We start from the raw sequence: 22,886 nt of genomic DNA, 5'->3' as shown, positions 1-22,886 counted from the left end.
GTCGCGTCCATGGCAGAGCAGACCCCGGGCCCCGGCTCGAAGAAGAAAAGCACGACCGTTCGTGCCCCGTGGCACGTCCGCGCCGGTTTCGCCGCCGCCGAGCGCTTCGCGCCCGGCCCGGCGGCGAAGGTCCTGAGCCGGCTGTGGTTCAAGGTCCCCGGCGGACCGGCGCGGCGCCTCAGGGGCAAGGCCCCCGGCGGCGCCGAGGTCTTCACCCTCGACTGCCTCGGCAGCGAGGTGTGGGGCTACGACTGGGGCGAAGGGCCCCTGGTCTACCTCGTCCACGGCTGGGGCGGGTGCACCGGCGACCTCGACTTCATCGCCGCGAGCCTGGTGTCCAACGGCATGCGCGTGGTGGCCTTCGACGCCCCCAGCCACGGCAACTCCGGACCGGGCCCGTGGGGCCCGGAGTACTCCAACGGCCCGCACCTGGTCGGCGCGATGAGCGCCGCACTGGACAAATTCGGCGCCCCGCACGCGATCGTGGCGCATTCGATGGGATGCCTGACCTCGGTGCTCGCCATGCGCGCCTCCGGCTTCGACCTGGACGGCACCCGCCTGGCCATGATCGCCCCGTTCGTCGGCGGCACCGCCGGCTTCAACGACACCCTCGGCGCCATCGTCCCGGTCGGCCCGCGCATCATCGAGCGCCTCATCCCGCTGGCCGAGCGGCGCGCCGAAGTCGAGATCTCGAAGATCACACTCCTGGACCCGGCCGTGGAATCCGACACTCTCATCGTCCACGACAAGGGCGACCGGCCCAACCCCTTCCGCCACGCCGAGGAGCTCGCCGCCGCCTGGCCGAACGCCGAACTGATGCCCACCACCGGGCTCGGGCACCGCAAGGTCCTGGTCAGCCCCGAGGTCAACCGGCGCGTCACCGCCTTCGTCACGGGGGAGTAGACGAAGCGGGGGCCGGACGAATGTCCGGCCCCCGCTCTACGCTCGTCTAGCCCTCGTAGTGGATCGTCAGGCGCGTCCAGGCCCCGATGTTGAGGTAGGAGCCGTCGCCGATCGTGATCTCCACGTTCGGCGCCAGCGGCTCGTCCGAGCCGTTGAGGAACGTCCCGTTCGAGGAGCCCACGTCCATGATCGTCCACGAGCCGTCCGGCTTGGCGAACAGCTTCGCGTGCTGCGCGCTCACGCCCGGGTCGGCCACGTCGCCCGACAGGTCGATGTCCGGCGTGACGCCGCGCTTGGCGCTGTAGCGGCCGATCGACAGCTCGCCCTTGTCCAGCGGGAAGCGCCGCGGCTTGGCGAACGACGGATACTGGAGCTGCGAGGCCCCGTCCGAGGCGGCGACCTTGTTGAAGTAGCCCTGGTCGGCCGTCACGGCCACGATCCAGCGCGTCGCCGTCGCGGCCTGCTGACCGGGCGGCGCGTAGTTCGACGCCAGGTCGTGCGGCTGCGAGTCGGGGACGCTGAACCCGCCGGTCTGCGACGCGGCCGGGGGAGCGGAGGTCGGGGCGCCGAACGGCGCGGCCGGGACCCCCGGAGGCGGCCCGGGAGGCGCCGACGTGGGCGCCGGCGGAGCCGAGGCCGGAGCGCCGCCGTACTGCTGCGCGTACGGGTCCTGCTGTTGCGGCTGCCCATAGGGGTCCTGTTGCCCGTATCCCGGCTGCTGGCCGTACGGGTCCTGCTGCTGCGGCTGCCCGTACGGGTCCTGTTGCGGCTGCCCGTAGGGGTCTTGTTGCCCGTAGCCGGGCTGCTGGCCGTAGGGGTCCTGCTGTTGCGGCTGCCCATAGGGGTCCTGCTGGCCGTATCCCGGCTGCTGGCCGTACGGGTCCTGCTGCTGGGGGGGCTGCCCGTAGGGGTCCTGCTGTTGCGGCTGCCCGTAGGGGTCTTGCTGCCCGTAGCCGGGCTGCTGGCCGTAGGGGTCCTGCTGTTGCGGCTGCCCGTAGGGGTCTTGCTGCCCGTAGCCGGGCTGCTGGCCGTAGGGGTCCTGCTGTTGCGGCTGCCCATACGGGTCCTGCTGGCCGTATCCCGGTTGCTGGCCGTACGGGTCCTGCTGCTGAGGCTGGCCGTACGGGTCGTTCGGCGGGTAGCCCTGCCCGAACGCGGCCGGTGACTGGGGAGCTTGGCCTTGCTGCCACGCCGGGTTCGGCGTACCGCACTGCTCGCAGAACTGGGCCTGAGGGAACGCCCCGCAGGCACACTGATATCCGCCCGGCTGTGGGGCACCGCCGCCGGGGTAGGTCGGCTGGTAGGTCAAGGTCGTCCCCCTCCAAGCAATTCCGTGTACTCGGCCTCACTGGCGACACCGAGCAATGAGGTGGAGTCGCCCTCCCGCTCGAGGTCCGGATCGGCATGTTCCTGCGCATGCTCGTCGACCTTGCCCGAACCGGGGGATTCGAGTTCCACCACCGCGACACTGATGTTGTCGTGCCCGCCGTGAGCGAGCGCTTGTCGTGTCAACGCTACAGCCTTATCGCCAACACTGCCCTCCGGCAGTGGCAACAGGTCCGCATCGTCATTGAAATAGCGTGACAGACCGTCACTGCACACTACGACATGTCCGCCCCCCAGGTCCACCCGGAGGAGGTTCGGATTCAGCGTCGGCGCGTCGGCTCCCAGCCAGGCCAGCAGCGCTTTCGCGTACGGATTCTTGTACCGGTCGTCCGAAGGGTCCACACCCTGGTACTCGAGCCTGGCGTGGATCGTGTCGTCGACGGTGAGGCATCTCGCTTCCTTCTCACCGGCCCAGTACGCGCGAGAGTCACCGACCCAGCACAGGATGACCTGGTTCCCCTCGACGACCGCGGAGACGTACGTCGAGGACGGCGGCGAGTTCGGGTACTGCTTGCCGACCGCGGCCACCGCCGAGTGGGCCGCGTTGACGCCGCGCCTGGAGGCGTCCTCCGCGCTGAGCCCCTCGCCCAGGGCCGCCCGGATCTCGGTCACCGCCGCCTCCACGCCCGCCAGCGAGGCCCGCTCCGAGTCCGAGGCGCCCGAGACGCCGTCGCACACGACCGCGATCTTGCGGCCGTCCTCGGCGCAGCCGATCGCCAGGGAGTCCTGGTTGTAGTGGTGCCGCTTGCCCACGTCGGTCGCCGCGCCGATCCCCGGCAGGGTGAACGAGGCGTGGTCGTCGGAGCCGCCGGGGTGGTCGGGGTTGTCCTCGGTGGCGGCCGAGGACAGCCACGCGGCCGTCTCGGCGGGGCGCTCGTGCTCGGCCAGGTCGCCGCCGCACGCCTCGCAGTAGCGGCCGACATCGGCGGCGAGACCGCAGGCGGTGCAGTGCTTCGCGGGGCCTTGCGTGGCTGTCGGTGAGGACGACATTCGGTGCTCCTTCGCTACAGCATCGTGCGGGGGCGGTGTCGGTTGGCCTGGTCGAAGTAGTAGACCTGGTCCTCGCGGCTCGTGCAGGTGTGGGCGAGCTTACGGTAGGCCGCCTCGAGCGCCAGACGCAGTTCGCGCTCTTCGGGCACGGCGCCGAAGACCAGCGGCTCGGCCGCCGGCCCGGTCCGCGACACCAGGTCGATCGCCGCGTGCAGGATCCTCGTCGACACCAGGTGGCGGCGCCTGGGCTCGAGCTTGAGCTCCTCGAGCCGCCCGGCCATGTGGTGCAGGTCCATCAGCGACGGCGGCGTGGTGCGGCTGTGCAGGGACGTCTGGATGGCCGCGGTCTGCGCGATCCCGTACTGGGACGAGGTCTTCGGCACCTGGTGGAGTGTGGTGATCGCCTCAGTGGAGTGGCCGTCGAGGTCGAGCAGGCGCGCCCGGCCGTACGCGGCCGAGACGAAGCGGTGGTCGCACGCCCAGATCCGCGTGTAGTGCGGCAGCGCCAGGTCGCCTCGCCCGGCCAGTTCGGCGCAGGCGGCCAGCGCCAGGCGCGGCGCGAGCTCGCCGGGCAGGTGCGAGTAGACGGCGTCGAAGTGCGCCGCGGCGGTGTGGAAGTCGCCGGCCAGGAGCGAGATCAGGCCCCGCATCCACGTCACCTGCCAGGTGTTGCCCTCCTGGGCCGCGAACTGGTCGAGCGTGGAGTTCGCCATGTGCAGCTCGCCGGCGTTGACGAGGGTCCGCACGCGCCGCAGCTGCACCTCCGGGCTCTGGGAGGGCGCGGAGGCCAGCTCGGTGAGGATGCCGTGCGCGTCGGTCGCGGTCAGGCTTGCCAGGAACGAGGCGCATGGGTCGGCCAGGTCGACCATGGTCGTCGGCAGGGCGTGCGCGACGTCGAATGGGTCGCCGATCGCCGCGACGTCGTACTCGACGTCGGGTTCGCCGAACACCGACTGCTCGGGGCTGAACAGCGTCGACGGCTCGAACTTCGGCTCGCCGCGCTGGATCGACTGAACCTCGTGGAGGACGCCCCGCACCTGCGTGCGCATCTCGTCGGCGTCCTGGAAGCGCGAGCGCGGGTCGGCGTGGCACGAGCGCAGCAGCAGCCGGTGGAAGGAGCCGAACTCCTGGAACAGCGGCGTCTCGGAGGCCGGCGGGAACGAGTCGCGGTACTCCCCGGTGAAGCCCTTGAACTTCAAGGCGAGCACGGCCATGGACCGGCCGATGGTGTACAGGTCCGAGGTGACCGACGGGCCCACCGAGAGGATCTCGTCGTTGGGCACCGAGTAGCCGGGCGTGCCGTAGATCGCCGACTCCTCGTCGTCGACACGGCGCACCGCGCCCAGGTCGATGAGCTTGAGCCAGGTCTCGACGTGGATGACGTTGTCGGGCTTGAAGTCGCAGAACAGCAGGCCCCGGTCGTGGAGGTAGGAGAACGCCGGGAGCAGCTCGGAGGTGTAGGTGAGGACCTGCTCCAGCGGCAGCGGGCTGCGCTCCCCGTCCGGGTCCACCGCGTCGCGGATGTCGCGCAGCGACTTGCCGGCGATGTACTCCATGACGATGTAGGACTGGAGCTGGCCCGAGCGCGGGTCGGCGGCGGTGACGAAGTCGTGGATGTCGACCACGTTCGGGTGGTCGATGCCGACCAGGAAGCGGCGCTCGTTGATGGCCGCCTCGATGGCGTCCTCGTCGGTGGTGTTGATCAGGCCCTTGATGACCAGCCACCGCTCGGTGAGGTCGTCGGCGAAGTTCTTGTCGTTGGCCAGGTAGATCCAGCCGAGGCCGCCGTGGGCGATCGCGCCGAGGATCTCGTAGCGCTCCGAGAGGAGGTCGCCGGGCTGGAGCGAGGGCGTGAACCAGTAGCGGGCCCGGCAGTACGGGCAGAAGCCGTCGACGCGGCCGCCGCGGCCGGCCTGCGGGCGGCCCACCGGTTTCCCGCACGAGCCGCAGAAGCGCTTCGACTCGGGGACCTTCGGGTCGGCCAGGACCGCTTCGGACGGGTCGCGCGGCGGCACCGGCGGCATGTCGGACAGGCCGCCCCGCTGGCGGGAGCTGGTCGTCGACGAGCGCGTCACCGGCCCGGTGATCGGCTGCGGCAGCGGCGCCGCGGGGGCCCGGTAGGGCGCGGGCGGCGGCGACGGCGGCGCCTGCGAGGGGGAGACGACGTGCGAGACCGGCTGGGCCGAGATCGGCGCGCCGACCGGGGCGCCCGAGGTCTGCTGCGGGGCGAAGCCGGGCGCGGCGGGCACCGCCGGAGGCGTGCTCAGGCGTTTGCGCACCCGCAGCGTGTCGGAGTCGGACTCGTCCTCGGTCTGGGCCTGCTGGACTTGGCGGACGCTCGGGGTGTAGCGCTGGGTGTGTTCGGGCCGCTCGTCGCTCATCGCGCTGACCTCAATCCTGGTATACCGGGGCGGGGGCCGTGGCGTCGCCGAGGTGCTCGGCGAGCCACGTGTCGTAGATGGACTGCCAGGTGCCGTCGGAGCGCATGGTCTCCAGGACGCCGTTGACGTAGCGGGCCAGGTCGGTGTTGCCCTTGGCGAAGGCGATGCCGTAGGGCTCCTCGGAGAACGCCTCGCCGACGACTTCGAGCGTCGGGTCTTGGATGGCCATGCCCGCCAGGATGCAGTCGTCGGTGGTGATCGCGTCGACGGTGCCCTGCTGGAGCAGCACGAGGCAGTCGTTGAAGTCCGGTACGGTGACCGGCTGCGCCTCGGACTGCTCGGCGATGTTCTTCGGCGAGGTCGAGCCGGCGCCGGTGCACACCCGGTGGTCGGCCGTCAGGTCGGCCAGGCCGGCGATCCCCGAGTCGGTGGGGACGAGCAGCCGCTGCCCGCCGTGGTAGTACTCGCTGGAGAACTCGACGTTGCCCCAGCGCTCGCAGTTCATCGTCATGGTGCGCACCACCATGTCGACGGTGCCGGAGTTCACCGCCTCCTCGCGTTCGCCCGAGGTCATCGGCACCCATTTGACCTTCGCCTCGTCGCCCATCAGGTGGCCGGCGATCGCCTTGGCGATGTCGACGTCGAAGCCGGTGGGCTGGCCGGTCGACGGGTCGCGGTAGCCCATGAGGTTCGTCGACTGGCTGATGCCGACGACGAGGAGCTCCTGGTCGCCCAGGGTATCCCGCGCCTGCTCGGCGGTGACCGAGCCGGGGGAGTACGAGGCGAGCGGGTCGCAGCTCTCGTCGGCCGGGTCGGTGCTGATGTCGGGGTCGAAGTCGATGCCCTCGGGCAGCGGTGTCGGCACGTCCACCTGCGGGGGCTCCACCGAGACCGGGCCCGAGCAGGCCGCCGCGGCGAACAGACCGGCGGTGAGCGCGGCCGCCCACCGGAGCCGCCGTTTCGGCGCGTCTCGTGAAACCGTTGACCTGTGCTCAATCATGCGTGATACTCCGCCACTCGCATCTGGATGCCGATCGCGGCGCTCACCAGCGCCAGCAGGCACAGGGTCGCCAGTCCGGCGGCCGCGCCCGACAGGGAGCGGCTGGCGTCGCCGGTCGCGTCGACGAAGCGGTCGGCGCTGACCTCGGTCGCCGCGGTGAGCTGCTCGTTGAGCGCGTCGAACGACGTCGCCAGGCTCTCCTCGGAGTCCCCGACGGCCATCTCCACGGCCGCGCTGTACTCGCCGGCCCTGGCGAGCTTGATGACCTCGTCGTGCCCGGCGCTCCACGTCCCGGCCGACTCCTGGGCCGCAGCGAGCGAGTCGGCGAGCTCGGGGTCGTCCCCGTAGGCCTCGTTGAGCTGCGCGAGCAGGCCGTCCTCGCCCGTCAGCAGCTCCATCTGGGCGGTGTAGCGCTCCTCCGCCTTGCTGTCCTCGCCGCGGGCGATGAGCACCAGCGACTCCTCGGCGCGGGCCTGCTGCGCGGCGATGTGCGCCTCGGCCAGGAGCGCCAGCGGGTCGGCGCCCTCCTCGTGCGAGCGGTCGGTGTGGCTCGCCGAGGCCAGCGACACCAACACCAGCCAGCCGACCATGCCGACCATCGCCACCGTCGCGCCCACCAGGCCGAGGTTGAACACGCGGTTGGTCCTGCGGGTCAGCCACAGCTGCGCCCAGACCAGGACGCCGAGCGCCAGCGCGGCCAGGACGGCGGGGATCCACGGGAACGAGGCCGCCGATTCCCTCGCCTCGCCCAGCTGGTCGATCGCGTTGTGCTGGAGCGCGTCGGCGTCGGGCAGCATCTCGCTGCGCATGAGCGTCGACGCCTGGTGCTGGTAGGTGGCGCCGACCGGCTCGCCGAGCCGGTTGAACGTCCGGGCCGACTCGACCAGGCCGGTGTAGACCGGCAGGTGCGCGTTCAGGTTCGCCACCAGTTGGGCGTCGGCCGAGGTCTCGACCTCGCCGGCGGCGGTGGTGAGCGCGACCGTCGCGTCGCGCAGCGCCTCCCGGTAGGCGTCGCGGACCTCTTCCGAGGCCGCCCCCGGTGTCAGGTAGGAGCTCGCGGCCGTCGCGTCGGCCTGCGACAGCGCCTGGTACAGGTCGAGCGCGGCCACCGACAGGCGGCCCGACTGGCTCGTGGTCTCTTCGATGACGGCGTTCTTGCCGAGGATCGAGACCATGGCGGTGACGCCCGCGCCGAGCGTCAGGACGACGAGGACCGCGAGGATCCCTCGGAGCTGCCCGGGGGTCTGCCGCAGCGACGTGGTCAGACGCGAGACCCGCTGCCGCCCGCGCTCGGCGACGCCTTCGGGCCCGGGCACCGGCGAGGTCACGCCGCCCGGTGCCGGCTGCTGCCGCGGTGGGGCGGGAGGAGACTGGACGGTCAAGTTCACCTCTCAGATTCGCGACTCCGCGGGCGTCGCGAGAGTGCAAGGTTCGGGGGGTCGACATCATGGTATCGGCACGCGGCAACGCGGCGTGACGGCCGTCATGTGCCTTGGTCCGCTGTATGTTGGCACCGTGCCCGAATCCGAAGCAGACGCCCGCTGGATGGCCCGCGCGGTCGCCCTGGCCGAGCGGTGCCCGCCCTCGCGGACCGCGTTCAGCGTGGGCGCGGTGATCGTGGTCGACGGCCGGGCCGTCGGCGAGGGCTACTCGCGCGCCGAGGACCCGAGCGACCACGCCGAGGAGGTCGCCCTGCGCCGCGCCGACGGCCCGGTCGAGGGCGCCACCGTCTACTCGACGATGGAGCCGTGCGGGCTGCGGGCCTCCCGGCCCCTCCCGTGCGCGCGGCTGCTCGCCGAGGCGAAGATCGCCCGCGTCGTCTACGCGATCGCCGAACCCGAGCGTTTCGTCCAGGCTCCCAGCGGCATCGCCGTCCTGCGCGAGGCCGGCGTCCGAGTGCGGGCGATGCCCGAATTCGCCGAAGCGGCCGAAAGACCCAATGCGCACCTCCGATAATCTGTGGATTATGAGGCCACTAATCGGCGCCGACGAGGCCGCCGGACTCGCCGAACCGGTCGTGCTCGACGTCCGCTGGACGCTCGGAGGGCCGAGCCGGGAATCGGACTACCGCGAAGGCCATCTGCCGTACGCTGTCTGGATCGACTTCGATCGCGACATCTGCGGGCCCGTGCGCGAGACCGGCGGACGCCATCCACTGCCCGACCCCGACGCCCTCCAAGCGGTGCTGCGGGCGGCGGGCGTGAGCGAGGACTCCACCGTCGTGGTGTACGACGACGGCGACGGCATGGCCGCCGCCCGCACCTGGTGGACGCTGCGCTGGGCAGGCCACGAGGACGTCCGCGTCCTCGACGGCGGCATCGACGCCTGGATCGGGGCCGGCTACCCGCTGGCCTACACCGATCCCGAGCCCGAGAGCGGCGACATCACCGTCCGCCCCGGCGCCCTGCCCGTCCTCGACGCCGAGGCCGCCGCGGCCTGGGCCGAGCGGAACGAATTGGTCGATGTGCGGACCCCCGAGCGCTACCGCGGCGAGAATGAACCCGTGGACCCCGTCGCCGGCCACATCCCCGGCGCGGTCAACCTGCCGCTGAGCGACGACAACGCTCCCGACGGCAGCGGCCTGGCCGACACCGAGGCGCTGCGGGGGCGGTACGAAGGCCATCGAGAGGCGGCGTTCTACTGCGGCTCGGGGGTCGGCGCGGCCCGCGCCGCGCTGGCGTTCACGGCCGCCGGACTGCCGACGCCGCCGGTGTACATCGGCTCATGGAGCGACTGGGTCTCACGGGGCCGCGAGGTCGCCACGGGGGAGGAACGATGAGAAGACTCGCAGTGATCCCGGCGGTGCTGCTGCTCGCGCTCGGCGCGTGCGGCGACGGCGAGGACGAGCCCGAGGACCCGGTCGAGACCGCGGGCAGCGAGACGTCGCCCTCGGGCGAGACGACCGGCCCGGTCGACCTGGACCTGGAGGGCGCCGGCGGGGCGTGCCCCTTCGTCGACGGCGCGAAGCTGAACTCGATCACCGGTGAGGACTTCCGCTTCGCCTCCGGCGGCCCCGAAGAAGAGGGCACCGACGAGGAGGAGGCCACCGACCAGGCGACGTGCGCCATCCAGACCGGTGAGGCCGCCTACCCGGACCTGACGCTGTTCATCATCGGCACCGAGGCCAGCGTCGACGTCTACAAGGAGCAGATACCCGAGGGCTCCGAGAGCACCGACAGCATCGGCGAGACCGGGTACTGGATCGTGCACACCGAGGACACCGGCGCCGGGCCGGCCATGGAGATGGGCTGGTACAGCGGCGGCGACATCTTCGAGATGCGCTACACCGCTCCCGAGGGCGCCGACCCGGTCGAGGTGCAGAACCTCGTCAACGGCTTCGCCGAACTCGCCGACGGCATCACCGCGGCCCACGCCGCCGCGGCCGAGGAGGAGTGACCGCCGGCCTCCGGCGGGGACGGGCAGAGCGCCCTCCTCGCCGGGGGAACGAGGAGGGCGCTCTGGTGCGGAGTGCGGTTCGGGGGGCGCTCAGGCGGTGCCTTCGCGCTTGTGCCAGTCGTCGGCGAACAGGTTGAACTTCGCGCGGTTCTGCGGCGTCGCGGCGGCGGCCTCGGCGTCGAACTCGACGCCCAGGCCGGGAGCGGTCGGCAGCGGGAAGAAGCCCTCGTCGTCGACCTGCGGCGACCCCGGGGCGACGGCCTTGATGTCGGCGTCGGCGAAGTCGTTGAAGTGCTCCTGGATCTTGAAGTTCGGGGTCACCGCCGCCAGGTGGACGCTCGCGGCGGTCTGGACCGGCCCGCCGACGTTGTGCGGGGCGATGAGCACGTAGTGGGTCTCGGCGGTCGCGGCGAGCTTGCGGGTCTCCCACAGCCCGCCCATGTTGCCGATGTCGGGCTGGATGACGTCGGCCGCCTGGAGCTCGAACAGCTCCCTGAACTCGGCCCGGTCGTGGATGCGCTCGCCGGTGGCGACCGGCAGGTCGAGGTGGTCCGAGACCTTCTTGAGCGCCTTGAGGTTCTCCGGCGGCACCGGCTCCTCGACCCACCCCGGCCGGAACGGCGCCACGTCCTGGGCCAGGCGGATCGCCGTGGCGGGGTTGAAGCGGCCGTGCATCTCCAGCAGCAGCTCGGCCTCCTCGCCGATGGCGTCGCGCACCGCCTCGACGAGACTGGCCGCCCGGCGCGACTCGGCCTGGTCCAGCTCGAAGCGGCCGGCGCCGTACGGGTCGACCTTGAGCGCCCGGTAGCCGCGCTCGACCACCTTCTTCGCCGCGGCGTGGAACTCCTCGGGGGTGCGCTCGACGGTGTACCAGCCGTTGGCGTAGGCCGGGATGCGGTCGCGGACCTTCCCGCCCAGCAGCTGCCACACCGGGACGCCCAGGGCCTTGCCCTTGATGTCCCAGCAGGCCATCTCGACGGCGGCGATGCCGCTGGACATGACCTCGCCGGGGCGGGCGTAGTCGTGGTACTTCATGCGGTGCACGAGGTCTTCGATCGCGAAGGGGTCGGAGCCGGCGACGTGGTTGCGCTCGGCCTCCTTCAGGTAGCCCAGGAGCGCGTCGGTGTGCCCGAGCATCCGCGTCTCGCCGACGCCGGTCAGGCCCTCGTCGGTGTGCACTTGCACGTATGTCAGGTTGCGCCAGGGTGTGCCGACGACGTGAGTGGTGAGATGAGTGATGCGCATGGGCGGCCCCTCGAGCGACAGCAAGCGGTTTCACAAAACACCGCCACCATACCGGCCCGTCACCGGATGGTCAATGCCCAGCGGCTACTCGACCGGAGCGGCGAACACCTTCGCGGCGTCGTCGACGGCCAGGCGGATCGTGTCGCTCTCGGCCTTGATCACCACTTCGCGGTCCGCGCGGTCGACCACGACCTCCGCGCCGGGGTCGATCCCGGCCTCGTGGAGGGAGGCCAGCAGATCGGGGTGGGTCTGGACCGACTCGCACAGGCGCGTCACCCGCACCTTCGAGCCGGGCGCCACCACGCTCATCGGCCGCTCGTCGCGCTCGTCGAGCACGACCTCGGCGGCCGAGTCGAGCTCCTTGAGCCCGGGGATGGTGTTGCCGTAGGGCGAGCGCGTGGGGTGTTCCAGCAGCTCGTACACCCGCTTCTCCACCGAGTCGCTCATGACGTGCTCCCACTTGCACGCCTCGTCGTGGGCCTCGGTGTAGGACATGCCGATGACGTCGACGAGGAGCCGCTCGGCCAGGCGGTGCTTGCGCATGACCGCGACGGCCTGCCTGCGGCCCTCCTCGGTCAGTTCGAGGTGGCGGTCGCTCTTGACGTTGAGCAGGCCGTGGCGCTGCATCCGGCCGACCGTCTGGGAGACCGTCGGGCCGCTCTGCTCGAGCCGCTCGGCGATCCGCGCGCGCAGCGCCGGCACGCCCTCCTCCTCGAGCTCGAGGATGGTACGCAGGTACATTTCGGTAGTGTCGACGAGGTCCGTGGTCACAGCTTCGTTCCTTCACTAAGGCCGCCCGGCTCGACGAGGTCGATGCACGGCATGCGAGCCGCGAATCGACTCACGCCCCAGGGCGGGGTGGGTCAAGTGCCGCCAGACCCCTGTCCACACCAATCATATATGCCGTTCAGGCCACATAGTCAGCGAGCCGTCCCGCGTAGTCGGGCTGGCGGAGACGGTGCAGGGCGTTCTTCTCGATCTGCCGCACCCGCTCGCGGGAGAGGCCGAAATCGGCCGACACCTCTTCGAGGGTGCGCTGGCGGCCGTCGTCGATACCGAAACGCAGACGGAGCACGGTTTGTTCCCGCTCGGGCAGGCTGGCCAGCACGTTCGCGATGTGGCGGCGCAGCAGCGCGTAGGAGACCGACTCCTCGGTGGCCGCCTCGCGGGGCATGTGCGCGACCAGGTCGCCCAGGGCGGTCGAGTCGTCCTCGCCGACGGTCTGGTCGAGGCTGACCGGCTCGCGGTCGTACGACATGAGCTCGAGGACCTTGCCGGGGGTGATGTCGAGCTCGGCGGCGATCTCCTCGTAGCTCGGCTCGCGGCCGAGTCCGGCCAGCAGGTCCTGGCGGGCCCGGTTCATCCGCTTGATCTGGTCGACGGTGTGGGCCGGGACGCGGATCGTGCGGGACTGGTCGGTCACCGCGCGGTTGATCGCCTGCCGGATCCACCAGGTGGCGTACGTGGAGAACTTGTAGCCCTTCTGGTAGTCGAACTTCTCGACGGCCCGGATGAGTCCGAGGTTGCCCTCCTGGATCAGGTCGAGCAGGCTCATGCCGTGTCCGGAGTAGCGCTTGGCGACGCTGACCACCAGGCGCAGGTTCGACTCGAGCATCCGCTGCTTGGCCGCGCGCCCTTCGGCGGCGATCTTGGCCAGGTCGCCTCGCAGATCGGGCTGGGTCGTCTCGCAGATGCGGCGCTCGGCCATCAGGCCGGCCTCGATGGCCTTGGCGCATTCGACCTCTTCGGAGGCGGTGAGGAGGCGGTGTTTGCCGATCCCGTTGAGATAGGCGCGAACGGGGTCGCCGGAGTACTCGGCCGCACGTTGAGCCGGCCGCTGACGGATGCTGTCGACGGGTGCCATCGTTGGTTCGCCTTTCGCTGCTGACCCTCGCACGGGGGGTGTTCCCGCACCTCACCCGGCGGGGCACCGGGCGTTGAGGTACCAGCTTGCAGCGGAAATCGGCGGTTGAAACCCTTCAGGGCGAAGGGTGGCACGATACCGGGAGACAGACTCAGAAATTCGGTTTCGGGGCTTCCCAGCGATACCTGATGGCAACCAGCCGTACAACGAAGATCGCTGCGGCGGCGATGACCGACAGGGCGACGGCCCCGATCCGCGACTCGAGCGGCGCGCCCGCGGCGACGATGACCGAGCCGACCACGGCGGCCAGCGCGTAGAAGTCCGCGCGCAGGACCACCGGGATCTCCCGAGTGAGGACGTCCCGCAGGATGCCGCCACCCACACCGGAGAGTACCCCGACGATGCAAGCGGCGTAGACGGCCAGGCCGTAGTCGAGGCCCTTCGCGGTCCCGACCACGGTGAACAGGGCCAGGCCTGCGGCGTCGAGCACCAGCATCGCGATGCGCAGGCGCGACAGCGCCGGGTGGAAGAAGAACACGGCGACCGCGGCGAGCACGGCGACGGTCGGGTAGCGCCAGTCGACGAGCAGGAGCGGCGGCGCGTCGATGAGCACATCGCGCATGGTGCCGCCGCCGAGCGCGGTGATGGCGCCGATGACGACGACGCCGAACATGTCGAGCCGCTTGCCGACCGCGGCCGAGGCGCCGGAGGCGGCGAAGACGGCGGTGCCGACCAGTTCGGCGACCAGTGTCAGAGAGAAAGGCTCCACTCAGGCGTTATAGCAGGCAGAGCCGGGTCACATCCCGGTCCGGGGGCGCGGCGCGAGCTGCGACTCGCAAGAAGCCCGGCGCCGCGTCCACCGGGGGCGCGATGCGCCTATTTGCGCATCTTCTCGTAGATCTCTTTGCAGCTCGGGCAGATCGGGAAGCGGTCGGGGTCGCGAGTGGGCACCCACATCTTCCCGCACAGCGCCTTGACCGGGATGCCGTCGACCATGGCGGCCATGAGCTTGTCCTTCGGCACGTAATGCGAGAAGCGCTCCTCGTCGCCGTCCTCGTAGGTGTAATTCGGCTTGGTCTCGGTCTGCTCGTCGAGCATCGTCGAACCGCCAGTGGTGGGAAGCTCGCTCACGTCAAACTCACTCCTCGATTGCGGGCAGGACCCGTCAAGTCTGCCACGCGGGCGAGCGGAATCACAGCTCGAAGGCCCGTGGCGGCGCGGTCACGGACCGCTCCGCCGAAGACGGCGCCGCCGCGCGGGCAGTGGCGGTCTCCGGGCGCGTGCGCCGAACGTCCGCTCCGCGCATCATGCGAGGTTCGGGGCCGCCGGGCGCTATTCGGAGTCGATCATGCGGTGCTCGGGGGCGGGGAGGTGCTCCGCGCGGCGCCGGTGGCGCACGAACGCGCTGCGCTTGTCCTTGGGGAGCCGGTCGTTCGCGAGCAGCACCGCCAGCCACGGCAGGACGGCCATGCCGACCAGCCCGAGCGGCAGCCACAGCCACAGCAGCGGCGCCTCGACCATCACGAGGACGGCGCACACGATCACCAGAAGCGCGCGTATCGACATCATCACGACATACCGGATCGTCCGGATGCGCAGCTCCTCGTCAGGAGAGAGCTCCACGTCGGTGATGGCCACTGCCTTCTCACGCCGTCCCACCCTTCGAGCCTACGCCGATCCGATGCGACATGATCTGGGGCATGAGAGCTGTTGTGCAGACCGTCAGTGAAGCCGAAGTGACAGTGGAGGGGGCGAGCGTCGGCGCGATCCGCGACGGCCTGCTCGTCCTCCTCGGCGTCACCCATTCGGACGGTCTTGAGGAAGCGCGGTGGATCGCCGAGAAGGTCTGGAAGCTGCGCATCATGAGGGATGAGCTGTCTGCGTCCGATTTGGACGCCCCGATCCTCCTGGTCAGCCAGTTCACGCTCTACGCCGACACGCGCAAGGGCCGCAGGCCCTCATGGAACGCCGCGGCCCCTTCTCCCGTCGCCGAACCGCTGGTGGAGGCCGTCGCCGCCGTCCTGCGTGAGCTCGGAGCGCACGTCGAGACCGGCAAGTTCGGCGCCATGATGGAGGTCCGCAGTGTCAACGTCGGCCCCAACACCATCCTCCTGGAGCGCTGAACGTGACCACCCTCGCCCCTTAGAATCGAGCGGGTCTGTCCGTGTCGAGGCCTGCGCCTCGCGCGCTTCGGTGAGAGAAGAAGGAGCCCGCATGATCCCGGCCGCCCCACCTGAATCGCTTCCGTCGCTTCGGGTCTGGCAGCGCAAAGCCATGGTCGCCTACCACCGGGGTCAATCGAAGGACTTCCTCGCGGTGGCGACGCCCGGCGCCGGGAAGACCACGTTCGCGCTGCGGATCGCCTACGACCTCTTGGCCGACGGCACCGTCGACACCGTCACCGTCGTCTGCCCCACCGAGCACCTCAAGGTGCAGTGGGCCGGGGCCGCGGCGAACTTCGGCATCCAGCTCGACCCCTCGTTCCGCAACGCCGACGTCCACAATGCAGCCGACTTCCACGGCGCGGTCGTCACCTACGCGCAGGTCGGCGCCGATCCCTCGGTCCACCGCCGCCGCACGATGACCCGTCGGACCTTCGTCATCCTCGACGAGATCCACCACGCGGGCGACTCGCGCTCGTGGGGCGAGGGCGTCCTGACCGCCTTCGGCGAGGCCGAGCGGCGCCTGGCGCTGACCGGCACGCCGTTCCGCAGCGACGACAACCCGATCCCCTTCGTGGACTACGAGGACGCCCCCGACGGCTCGAAACGCTCGAAGGCCGACTCGCTGTACGGCTACCGGGACGCGCTGTCCGACGGCGTCGTCCGCCCGGTGATGTTCATGGCCTACTCGGGGCAGGCGAAGTGGCGTTCGAGCGCCGGAGACGAGCTGGCGGTGCGCCTGGGGCAGCCGCTGACCAAGGACCTGACCGCCCAGGCGTGGCGGACGGCGCTGGACCCGTCGGGGGAGTGGATCAAGCAGGTCATCCGCGCGGCCGACCACCGGCTCGTCTCGCTGCGCGCGGCCGGGATGCCCGACGCGGGCGGGCTCGTCATCGCCTCGGACCAGAACACGGCGCGGGCCTATGCGGGGATCCTCAAGCGGGTCACCGGGAAGACCGCGCAGGTCGTGCTCTCGGACGACGCCGGATCCTCGGACCGGATCGCGAAGTTCGCGGCCTCCGACGAGGAGTGGCTCATCGCCGTCCGCATGGTCTCCGAGGGCGTCGACATCCCGCGGCTGGCGGTGGGCGTGTACGCGACCAACGCGCAGACGCCGCTGTACTTCGCGCAGGCCATCGGCCGCTTCGTGCGGTCGCGGCGGCCCGGGGAGACCGCCTCGGTGTTCCTGCCGAGCGTGATCCCGCTGCTGCAACTGGCGGAGAACCTGGAGGCCGACCGGGACCACGTCATCAAGCAGAAGTCGGAGGACGCCGACCCGGAGCTGCTGCTGGAGCAGGCACAGCGGCAGCTCGACGAGGGGACCGAGCTCGGCCAGCGCGAGACCTTGGAGAGCAGCGCCGAGCTCGACCAGGTGATCTTCGAGGGCGGCTCGTTCGGGCTGCCGGTGCAGGCGGGGAGCCCCGAGGAGCAGGAGTACCTGGGCCTGCCGGGGCTGCTCACCTCCGAGCAGGTGCACCTGCTGCTCCAGAAGCGGCAGCGCGAGCAGATGGCGAAGCAGAAGAAGTCGTCGGCGCCGGAGGCGGCGAAGCCCTCGGCCGAGCCGCCGATGACGAACGCGCAGCGGCGCCTGAAGCTGCGCAAGCAGTTGAACGCCTTGGTGGGCGCCCAGTCGTTCGCTACGGGCGAACCTCACGGGAAGATCCACGCGAAGCTCCGCTCGAAGTGCGGCGGCCCGCCGAGCGCGCAGGCGACCATCGAGCAACTGGAGGAGCGGATCGCCACGATCCGCTCCTGGTGAGCACGAGGCCCGAGGCCGGCGCGCGTCCGTTCCGCGCCCGCGAGGGGCCGAATGGCGGCGGGTCGGAGCCGAGTCGCGCTCACGTGGGCGAGCGAAGCGACACGCCGGTGAACGACCTCGTCACGGGTCCGCTCCGTGCTCGTGGGAAGGCGTGGTCGCCGCCCCGCTTCTGGAGCGGGACGCGACCGTCCGTTCCGCGCTCGCGAGCGGACCGCCTCGATGCCGGGGCGGACACAGAGCGAGCCCGGACGGTCGGGGCCGTCCGGGCTCGTCTCGAAGCCTGTGGGCGCTAGTTCTCAGACGCCATGAGGTCGGTGCCGCGCCATTCGAACTCGGGGTCGGCGTTGAAGTCGATGGCGATCGGTACGAGCTTCTCGGCGTACTGGTTCGCGTGGTGTCCGCAGAAGACGAGGTCACTGCCTTCAGCGAGCATGACGCGCAGTTTCGCCGCGGCGCTACACCGGTCGCAGCGCTCGCCCGCGATCGGACGTTCCTCCGTCTGGGGCGGGGGCGTCAGGGTGGATGTCATACCAGGTCCTCCGCTGCGTTCGGTAGTCGTTGGTTCTTACGTCGGCCCGTTGACCGGCTCATCCCGTTCAACGCCTGCACTGTACTACCTCTTCCCCCGACCTGCTTAGTGAGACTCGGCTCACTCCGCTGTCCGGATCGCGATAGTTGCTCCACACCGTAGCCCACGGATCGGCGAACGGCAACCTGGCGAGGCGACCGCTCACTTACCCGATCGAGTGATACGGGTCGTGCCGAATCACGGCTCGCGGGCGTCGCCGAAGCCGCCGTTTCACGGCCCCGAGCATCGTCGCGGCCGCCGTTTCACGGCCCGTCGACCTCGCCCGAGAGGGCGGCGGTATTCGGCTGTGCGGCCACGTCGGCGGCGCTCACGGACCGTCGCGCGGGCCTTGCGTCGAACGTGTACCCCGCGGCGCGCGGCTTAATCGAGGTAGTCGCGCAGCACCTGCGAACGCGAGGGGTGGCGCAGCTTCGACATCGTCTTCGACTCGATCTGGCGGATCCGCTCGCGCGTGACGCCGTAGACCTGGCCGATCTCGTCGAGCGTGCGCGGCTGGCCGTCGGTGAGGCCGAACCGCAGCCGCACCACGCCCGCCTCGCGCTCCGACAGGGTCTGGAGCACCTGCTGGAGCTGGCCCTGCAAGAGCGAGAAGGAGACCGCGTCGACGGCGACGATCGCCTCGGAGTCCTCGATGAAGTCGCCGAGCTGGCTGTCTCCCTCGTCGCCGATGGTCTGGTCGAGGCTGATCGGCTCGCGCGCGTACTGCTGGATCTCCAGGACCTTCTCCGGGGAGATGTCCATCTCCTTGGCCAGCTCGTCGGGCGTGGGCTCGCGGCCCAGGTCCTGGAGCAGCTCACGCTGTATGCGGCCGAGCTTGTTGATGACCTCCACCATGTGCACCGGGATGCGGATGGTGCGGGCCTGGTCGGCCATGGCGCGCGTGATGGCCTGCCGGATCCACCACGTGGCGTAGGTGGAGAACTTGTAGCCCTTGGTGTAGTCGAACTTCTCGACGGCGCGGATGAGGCCGAGGTTGCCCTCCTGGATCAGGTCCAGGAACGCCATGCCGCGGCCGGTGTAGCGCTTGGCGAGCGATACGACGAGGCGGAGGTTCGCCTCCAGGAGGTGGTCCTTGGCGCGGTCGCCGTCGCGGACGATCCACTCGAGATCGCGGCGGATCTGCGTGGGGATCTCCTCGCCGGCCTCGCGCATCTGCTTGAGGCGCTCGACGGCGTACAGCCCGGCCTCGATGCGCTTGGCGAGCTCGACCTCCTGGGCCGCGTTCAGCAGCGGCACCTTGCCGATCTGCTTGAGGTAGGCGCGGACCGAGTCGGCCGAGGCGGTCATCTCGGCGTCCTTGCGGGCCTGCTTGAGCGCCTCGGAGTCCTCCTCGTCCCACTCGAAGTCGTTCTCGTCGGGCTCGTCGTCGTCCTTGTCCTTCTTGGACGCCTTCTTCGCGGAGGCCTTCTTGGCGGCCTTCTTCCGAGTGGCCTTCCTGGGCGGCTCGGCGGCGGCCTCCTCCGCGGCGAGGGCCTCGGCGGCCTCCTCGTCCTCGGACTTGGGGGCGGCCTTCTTGGCGGTCTTCTTCGCCGCTTTCTTGGCGGTCTTCTTCGCGGAGGCCTTCTTGGCGGCCTTCTTCGGTGCCGCGGTCTCCTCGCCGTCCTCGGCGGGCTTCGACGCCGCGGTCTTCTTGGCGGCCTTCTTGGTCGACTTCTTCGCGGTCTTGGCGGTGGCGGTGCGCGAGGAGGTGGCGGTGCGGGCGGCGGGGACGCGCTTGCGGCCGGAGGAGGAGCCGTCGACGACAACGGTGACGTCGGCCTCGGCCAGCGCTCTGAGCACCAGCTTGCCCTGGGCGGGGGAGACCTGGGCCGACTCCAGGACCTGAGCGACTTTCGCTGACGTCAGCTGCCCATCGCTTTCACGGGCCAGTTCGAGCAATGAGTCGGTCAGAGAATTGACGTCGGTGCCGTTGGGACGTGCGTCAGTCACGAGCAACCTTCCGAGGCAATGGCGGGCACGGCGGAGCCGGGCTCCATGGCGGGTGAGCATTGGATATTGGGTCGGCAGCCCAGGTCGCAACACGACCGGGCAAGCGTGAATTGTAGCGCCGAAATTCGCTACCGGCCCGTCCGTGATGCCGTTTCGAGCTGAGTTTCCGCATTTTTGATGACGATGGCAGTGGTTCGAGGGGCGTGACGGCGACCTATTCTACCGCGCAGGTGCCATCGGGCGTCGTGATGCCACCGCTCTGGGCGAACGACTGGCGCGCATCGGAAGTGGAGCGGACCTCTTTGAACGCGTCGCCGAGGACGATGGTGATCGGCTCCTCCCACTCCAGGTCGAAGCCGTCGCGGCCGCCGTAGAAGTACGCGTGAGTGTGGAGTCCGCCCGCGTACTCCTCGGGGCCGTACTTCACCAGCGCGGCCTCGTCGATCCTCTCGTCGGTGTCGCCCACCTCGATGACCTTGAAGCCGCGGTCCTCCAACTGGCCGGCCGCCTGCTCTGCCAGGCCCGTCCGCTCCGTGCCGTTGAGGACGACCACCTCGATCTGCTCGGGGTCGGGGATCGGCGCGGTCTTGATCTCGACCGCCCCGGGGGCGCAGTCCGCGCCGGCGCTCACTTGCGAGTCATTCCTAATTGCCCACAGGGTCGCCAATGCCGCTACCAGCGCCAATGCACACAAAACCGTCAACGCGCGGATACGAGCGATTCGCACTGCGACCTCCCCATTCTCGATGTAGTCCAAAGGCTATCGTGCGGGGACGGCCTTCGTGGGCGAGAGGCGGTACACTCACTTCCCGCGCCACAAGAGTGTTTCTCGCCACAATGGGGATGAAAAAGCGAGCGACATGGTGTATACGAATGGACTGCACGCGGTAAGGTACGCCGCCTGCAGGGACGGACAGAACCCGCCAGGAAACCAAGTCGAAATGAGCGCGGCCGAGGACGCTGTTCACGGCTCGCGAGCGTCGCCGTAGCCGCTGACGCACGGCTTCGCGAGCGTAGCCGTGGAGGCCCCCGCGGCGTCAGCCGCAGCCCTCGGACTCGCGCCGCTTCGACGCACCTGTGCCATAGAAACCAATGGGAGTGGAAACGATGGCAACCGACTACGACGCCCCGCGCCGGGACAAGGAAGAGGCCACCGGCGGCCCCGACAGCATCGAAGCGCTGGCCAAGGGTCGCAGCGACCAGTCGGGGACGGTGGACGTCGATGAGGCCGAAGTGGCCGAGAACTTCGAACTGCCCGGCGCCGACCTCGGCGACGAGGAGCTCTCGGTCAAGGTCCTGCCGATGCAGAACGACGAGTTCCGCTGCTCCAGCTGCTTCCTGGTCCACCACCGGAGCCAGTACGCCAAGGAGAAGAACGGCCAGCCGATCTGCAAGGACTGCGCCTAGAACGAACTCCGCGAACCGGGCCGTGCCCGGCCCGCCGCCCCGTCATCGGACGCCCGGGTGCCGACACCGGCATTCGGGCGTCTCGCCGTCTCGCCGCGCTGCGCGCCGCTCAGGCGGCCGGCGACCCGACGGGCACCGCCAGCGCCTCCCGCAGCCGCTCGGGACGCCGGGAGGAGACCACCCAATAGGGCGTGGGGTCCTCCGGGTCGTCCAGGACGATCCGCACCCCGCGCTTGAGCCAGGGCCGCTGCACCACGAACGCCAGCGGATGCAGGGCGACCCCCAGCGCGTCCGAATACGCCGTCCGGTCCAGCACCTGGACCTCGGACACCGCCGACATCGGCAGCTTCGCGTCGTCCACGTGCAGCCACACCTCGCCGTCCCCGCCGCTCTCGACCACCCGCACCGGCAGGCGGCCCAGCCACCAGGCCCCGGCCAGCACCGCGACGAAGACCGCGACGCTCGCCGCGACCCGCCACCAGCGCAGATCCCCGAAATTCGACAGGCCCGCCGCCAGCGTCGCGAACGCGAGGACCGCGAGCCAGCCCGCCCACGGCATCCGCATCCGCTCGGCGTACCGTTCTCGACTCTCCATGTCTGAGACCATAGCCCTCGAACTCAAGGAGGCAGCAGACTGTGAACGCCGACGTGCCGGTCGCCATCAGGCGCATCGACCCGGACCTGCCCGTCCCGACGTACGCCCACCCCGGCGACGCCGGGGCCGACCTCTACTCCGCCGAAACCGTCGAGCTCGCCCCCGGGCGGCGCGTCCTCGTCCCCACCGGCGTGGCCGTGGCCGTACCCGACGGCTACGTCGGCTACACCAACCCCCGCTCCGGCCTGGCCCACCGCCTCGGCGTCACCATCGCCAACGCCCCGGGCACCATCGACTCCGGCTACCGCGGTGAGATCAAGATCAACCTCGTCAACCTCGATCCGGAGCGGACCGCCGTCATCGAACGCGGGGACCGTATCGCACAATTGGTGATCCAACCTGTAGTACGAGCCCGCTTCACCGAGGTCGACGAACTGGCCCCCACCCGGCGCGGCGCGAACGGCCACGGGTCCACCGGCGGACACCGCCGACTCGCAGAGGAGAACGAACGTGTTTAGACGGCGACGGTCGTCGAAAAAGCAGCGCCCCAGCGAGGGAGCGGTCCTCGACTCGCTGGCCGAGAGCGGTGAAGAGGTCGACCGAGAGGTCACCGAAGGCCCCTTCGACGCCGCCGACGCTCCCGAGGACGAGCTGCGCCGCCTCGACCTGGGAGCGATCCGCCTGCCCATCCCCAAGGGCGTGGGCTTCCAGGCCCAGACCGACGCCAAGGGCAACATCAGCCAGGTCGTCCTCACCACCGGCTCCTCCGCCCTCCAGCTGCTCGTCCGCGCCGCGCCGCGCAGCGAGGGCATCTGGGAGGAGATGCGCGAGGAGCTCACCGCTCAGGTCACCGGCCAGGGCGGCAAGGTCGAGACGGTGGAGGGACGCTGGGGCGAGGAGCTCATCGCGCGGGTCGCCGGCCAGAAGGGCACCAACACGGTGCGCTTCGTGGGCGTCGACGGCCCGCGCTGGTTCGTCCAGGCCACCTTCCAGGGCAAGCGCGCCACCGACGAGGACGCCGCGCCCGAGCTCGACGAGGCCCTGCGCAACCTCGTCGTCGACCGCGGCAACCTGGCCATGCCGGTCCGCGAGCCCCTGCCGCTGAAGCTGCCGCCGAAGATGGCCGAGGAGGCCGCGGCGCGCATCGCGCAGCGCAAGGCCGAGGGCGGCGACGGCACCCGCGCCATCGTCGCGGCCGGGGACACCCCCAAGCCGAAGGTCAGGCGCAAGCCCTCGCCCCGCCCCCGCAAGCGGTAGGCCGGGTTCGATGGCCCGCAGGC

24 protein-coding genes are annotated in these 22,886 nt (G+C 70.6%); 9 read left to right on the top strand and 15 right to left on the bottom strand.

All coding sequences use genetic code 11. The annotated features are described in order from the left end of the window. The first annotated feature begins 9 nt into the window (after positions 1–9). Positions 10–903, top strand: coding sequence for an alpha/beta fold hydrolase (locus YWW_RS0117755; RefSeq protein WP_026931158.1), 894 nt, complete (start codon positions 10–12; stop codon positions 901–903). Positions 904–949: 46 nt separating this feature from the next. On the opposite strand, the gene YWW_RS35215 is transcribed toward YWW_RS0117755, so the two are convergent. The 5 genes from YWW_RS35215 to YWW_RS0117720 are packed head-to-tail and all read right to left on the bottom strand — an operon-like array spanning position 950 to position 8,048. Continuing rightward, positions 950–2,212, bottom strand: coding sequence for an FHA domain-containing protein (locus tag YWW_RS35215; RefSeq protein WP_081687562.1), 1,263 nt, complete (start codon positions 2,210–2,212; stop codon positions 950–952). Then, positions 2,209–3,279, bottom strand: coding sequence for a PP2C family protein-serine/threonine phosphatase (locus YWW_RS34235; RefSeq protein WP_051325991.1), 1,071 nt, complete (start codon positions 3,277–3,279; stop codon positions 2,209–2,211). Before YWW_RS34235 ends, YWW_RS35215 begins: the two co-directional genes overlap by 4 nt. Before the next feature lie 14 nt (positions 3,280–3,293). After that, positions 3,294–5,660, bottom strand: a complete 2,367-nt coding sequence (locus YWW_RS0117730) for a serine/threonine-protein kinase (protein WP_051325990.1) — start codon at positions 5,658–5,660, stop codon at positions 3,294–3,296. Between the two features lie 10 nt (positions 5,661–5,670). Beyond that, positions 5,671–6,660 (bottom strand): glutamate ABC transporter substrate-binding protein, encoded by a 990-nt coding sequence (locus YWW_RS0117725; protein ID WP_026931154.1) that lies wholly within the window; start codon positions 6,658–6,660, stop codon positions 5,671–5,673. Next, entirely contained in the window at positions 6,657–8,048 is a 1,392-nt protein-coding gene (locus YWW_RS0117720) for an MCP four helix bundle domain-containing protein (RefSeq protein WP_155830233.1), read from the bottom strand. Before YWW_RS0117720 ends, YWW_RS0117725 begins: the two co-directional genes overlap by 4 nt. A 127-nt stretch (positions 8,049–8,175) precedes the next feature. Here YWW_RS0117720 and YWW_RS0117715 point away from each other — a divergent pair, with 127 nt between their 5' ends. The 3 genes from YWW_RS0117715 to YWW_RS0117705 are packed head-to-tail and all read left to right on the top strand — an operon-like array spanning position 8,176 to position 10,056. Then, positions 8,176–8,616, top strand: coding sequence for a deaminase (locus YWW_RS0117715; protein WP_026931152.1), 441 nt, complete (start codon positions 8,176–8,178; stop codon positions 8,614–8,616). Further along, on the top strand, positions 8,600–9,439 hold the full coding sequence (locus tag YWW_RS0117710; protein ID WP_026931151.1) for a sulfurtransferase: 840 nt from the start codon (positions 8,600–8,602) through the stop codon (positions 9,437–9,439). The genes YWW_RS0117715 and YWW_RS0117710 overlap by 17 nt, the downstream gene beginning before the upstream one ends. Then, entirely contained in the window at positions 9,436–10,056 is a 621-nt protein-coding gene (locus tag YWW_RS0117705; protein WP_155830232.1) for a hypothetical protein, read from the top strand. Before YWW_RS0117710 ends, YWW_RS0117705 begins: the two co-directional genes overlap by 4 nt. 90 nt (positions 10,057–10,146) lie before the next feature. Here the strand turns inward: YWW_RS0117705 and YWW_RS0117700 are convergent, their stop codons facing one another. The 6 genes from YWW_RS0117700 to YWW_RS0117675 all read right to left on the bottom strand — a co-directional run bounded on the left by YWW_RS0117700 (position 10,147) and on the right by YWW_RS0117675 (position 14,824). After that, positions 10,147–11,301: a mandelate racemase/muconate lactonizing enzyme family protein gene (locus YWW_RS0117700; protein WP_026931149.1), complete on the bottom strand. Its 1,155-nt coding sequence runs from the start codon at positions 11,299–11,301 to the stop codon at positions 10,147–10,149. 84 nt (positions 11,302–11,385) lie between these two features. Next, complete coding sequence (locus YWW_RS0117695; protein ID WP_026931148.1) at positions 11,386–12,072, bottom strand: metal-dependent transcriptional regulator; 687 nt, start codon at positions 12,070–12,072, stop codon at positions 11,386–11,388. Positions 12,073–12,208: 136 nt separating this feature from the next. After that, positions 12,209–13,165: a sigma-70 family RNA polymerase sigma factor gene (locus YWW_RS31300; RefSeq protein ID WP_051325988.1), complete on the bottom strand. Its 957-nt coding sequence runs from the start codon at positions 13,163–13,165 to the stop codon at positions 12,209–12,211. 151 nt (positions 13,166–13,316) lie between these two features. Then, positions 13,317–13,934: a trimeric intracellular cation channel family protein gene (locus YWW_RS0117685; RefSeq protein ID WP_026931147.1), complete on the bottom strand. Its 618-nt coding sequence runs from the start codon at positions 13,932–13,934 to the stop codon at positions 13,317–13,319. A gap of 107 nt (positions 13,935–14,041) precedes the next feature. Then, on the bottom strand, positions 14,042–14,263 hold the full coding sequence (locus YWW_RS0117680) for a DUF3039 domain-containing protein (protein WP_035702585.1): 222 nt from the start codon (positions 14,261–14,263) through the stop codon (positions 14,042–14,044). Between the two features lie 234 nt (positions 14,264–14,497). Next, a complete protein-coding gene (locus tag YWW_RS0117675; protein WP_026931145.1) occupies positions 14,498–14,824 on the bottom strand; it encodes a DUF3099 domain-containing protein in 327 nt (108 codons plus the stop codon). Between the two features lie 41 nt (positions 14,825–14,865). Between YWW_RS0117675 and dtd the strand changes: the two genes are divergently transcribed. Then, positions 14,866–15,288, top strand: coding sequence for a D-aminoacyl-tRNA deacylase (dtd, locus tag YWW_RS0117670; protein ID WP_026931144.1), 423 nt, complete (start codon positions 14,866–14,868; stop codon positions 15,286–15,288). A gap of 94 nt (positions 15,289–15,382) precedes the next feature. After that, complete coding sequence (locus YWW_RS0117665; protein WP_425402703.1) at positions 15,383–17,086, top strand: DEAD/DEAH box helicase; 1,704 nt, start codon at positions 15,383–15,385, stop codon at positions 17,084–17,086. Positions 17,087–17,375: 289 nt separating this feature from the next. Here YWW_RS0117665 and YWW_RS0117660 read toward each other — a convergent pair whose 3' ends face one another. From YWW_RS0117660 to YWW_RS0117650, 3 genes are all read right to left on the bottom strand, one after another. Beyond that, on the bottom strand, positions 17,376–17,615 hold the full coding sequence (locus YWW_RS0117660; protein ID WP_026922332.1) for a DUF7455 domain-containing protein: 240 nt from the start codon (positions 17,613–17,615) through the stop codon (positions 17,376–17,378). Between the two features lie 420 nt (positions 17,616–18,035). Further along, positions 18,036–19,664 carry an RNA polymerase sigma factor gene (locus YWW_RS0117655; protein ID WP_081687561.1) on the bottom strand — a complete coding sequence of 543 codons (1,629 nt, stop codon included), beginning with the start codon at positions 19,662–19,664 and terminating at the stop codon, positions 18,036–18,038. 154 nt (positions 19,665–19,818) lie between these two features. Continuing rightward, on the bottom strand, positions 19,819–20,235 hold the full coding sequence (locus tag YWW_RS0117650) for a LytR C-terminal domain-containing protein (protein WP_026931141.1): 417 nt from the start codon (positions 20,233–20,235) through the stop codon (positions 19,819–19,821). Between the two features lie 476 nt (positions 20,236–20,711). Between YWW_RS0117650 and YWW_RS0117645 the strand changes: the two genes are divergently transcribed. Continuing rightward, the gene (locus tag YWW_RS0117645) at positions 20,712–21,011 is read left to right on the top strand and encodes a DUF4193 domain-containing protein (protein WP_026931140.1); all 300 of its coding nucleotides are present in this window, start codon (positions 20,712–20,714) and stop codon (positions 21,009–21,011) included. Between the two features lie 109 nt (positions 21,012–21,120). Here YWW_RS0117645 and YWW_RS0117640 read toward each other — a convergent pair whose 3' ends face one another. Then, positions 21,121–21,606 (bottom strand): DUF3093 domain-containing protein, encoded by a 486-nt coding sequence (locus YWW_RS0117640; RefSeq protein WP_026931139.1) that lies wholly within the window; start codon positions 21,604–21,606, stop codon positions 21,121–21,123. Between the two features lie 41 nt (positions 21,607–21,647). Here YWW_RS0117640 and dut point away from each other — a divergent pair, with 41 nt between their 5' ends. After that, positions 21,648–22,124, top strand: coding sequence for a dUTP diphosphatase (gene dut / locus YWW_RS0117635; protein ID WP_026931138.1), 477 nt, complete (start codon positions 21,648–21,650; stop codon positions 22,122–22,124). Further along, entirely contained in the window at positions 22,117–22,863 is a 747-nt protein-coding gene (locus tag YWW_RS31295; protein ID WP_051325987.1) for a DUF3710 domain-containing protein, read from the top strand. The genes dut and YWW_RS31295 overlap by 8 nt, the downstream gene beginning before the upstream one ends. Positions 22,864–22,886 lie beyond the last annotated feature (23 nt).

It is taken from the genome of Glycomyces tenuis DSM 44171, from assembly GCF_000427885.1.
Lineage (GTDB): Bacteria > Actinomycetota > Actinomycetes > Mycobacteriales > Micromonosporaceae > Glycomyces > Glycomyces tenuis.
The sequence above is the reverse complement of the archived record's forward strand: the minus strand, read 5'-3'. Positions and strand labels throughout refer to the sequence as shown.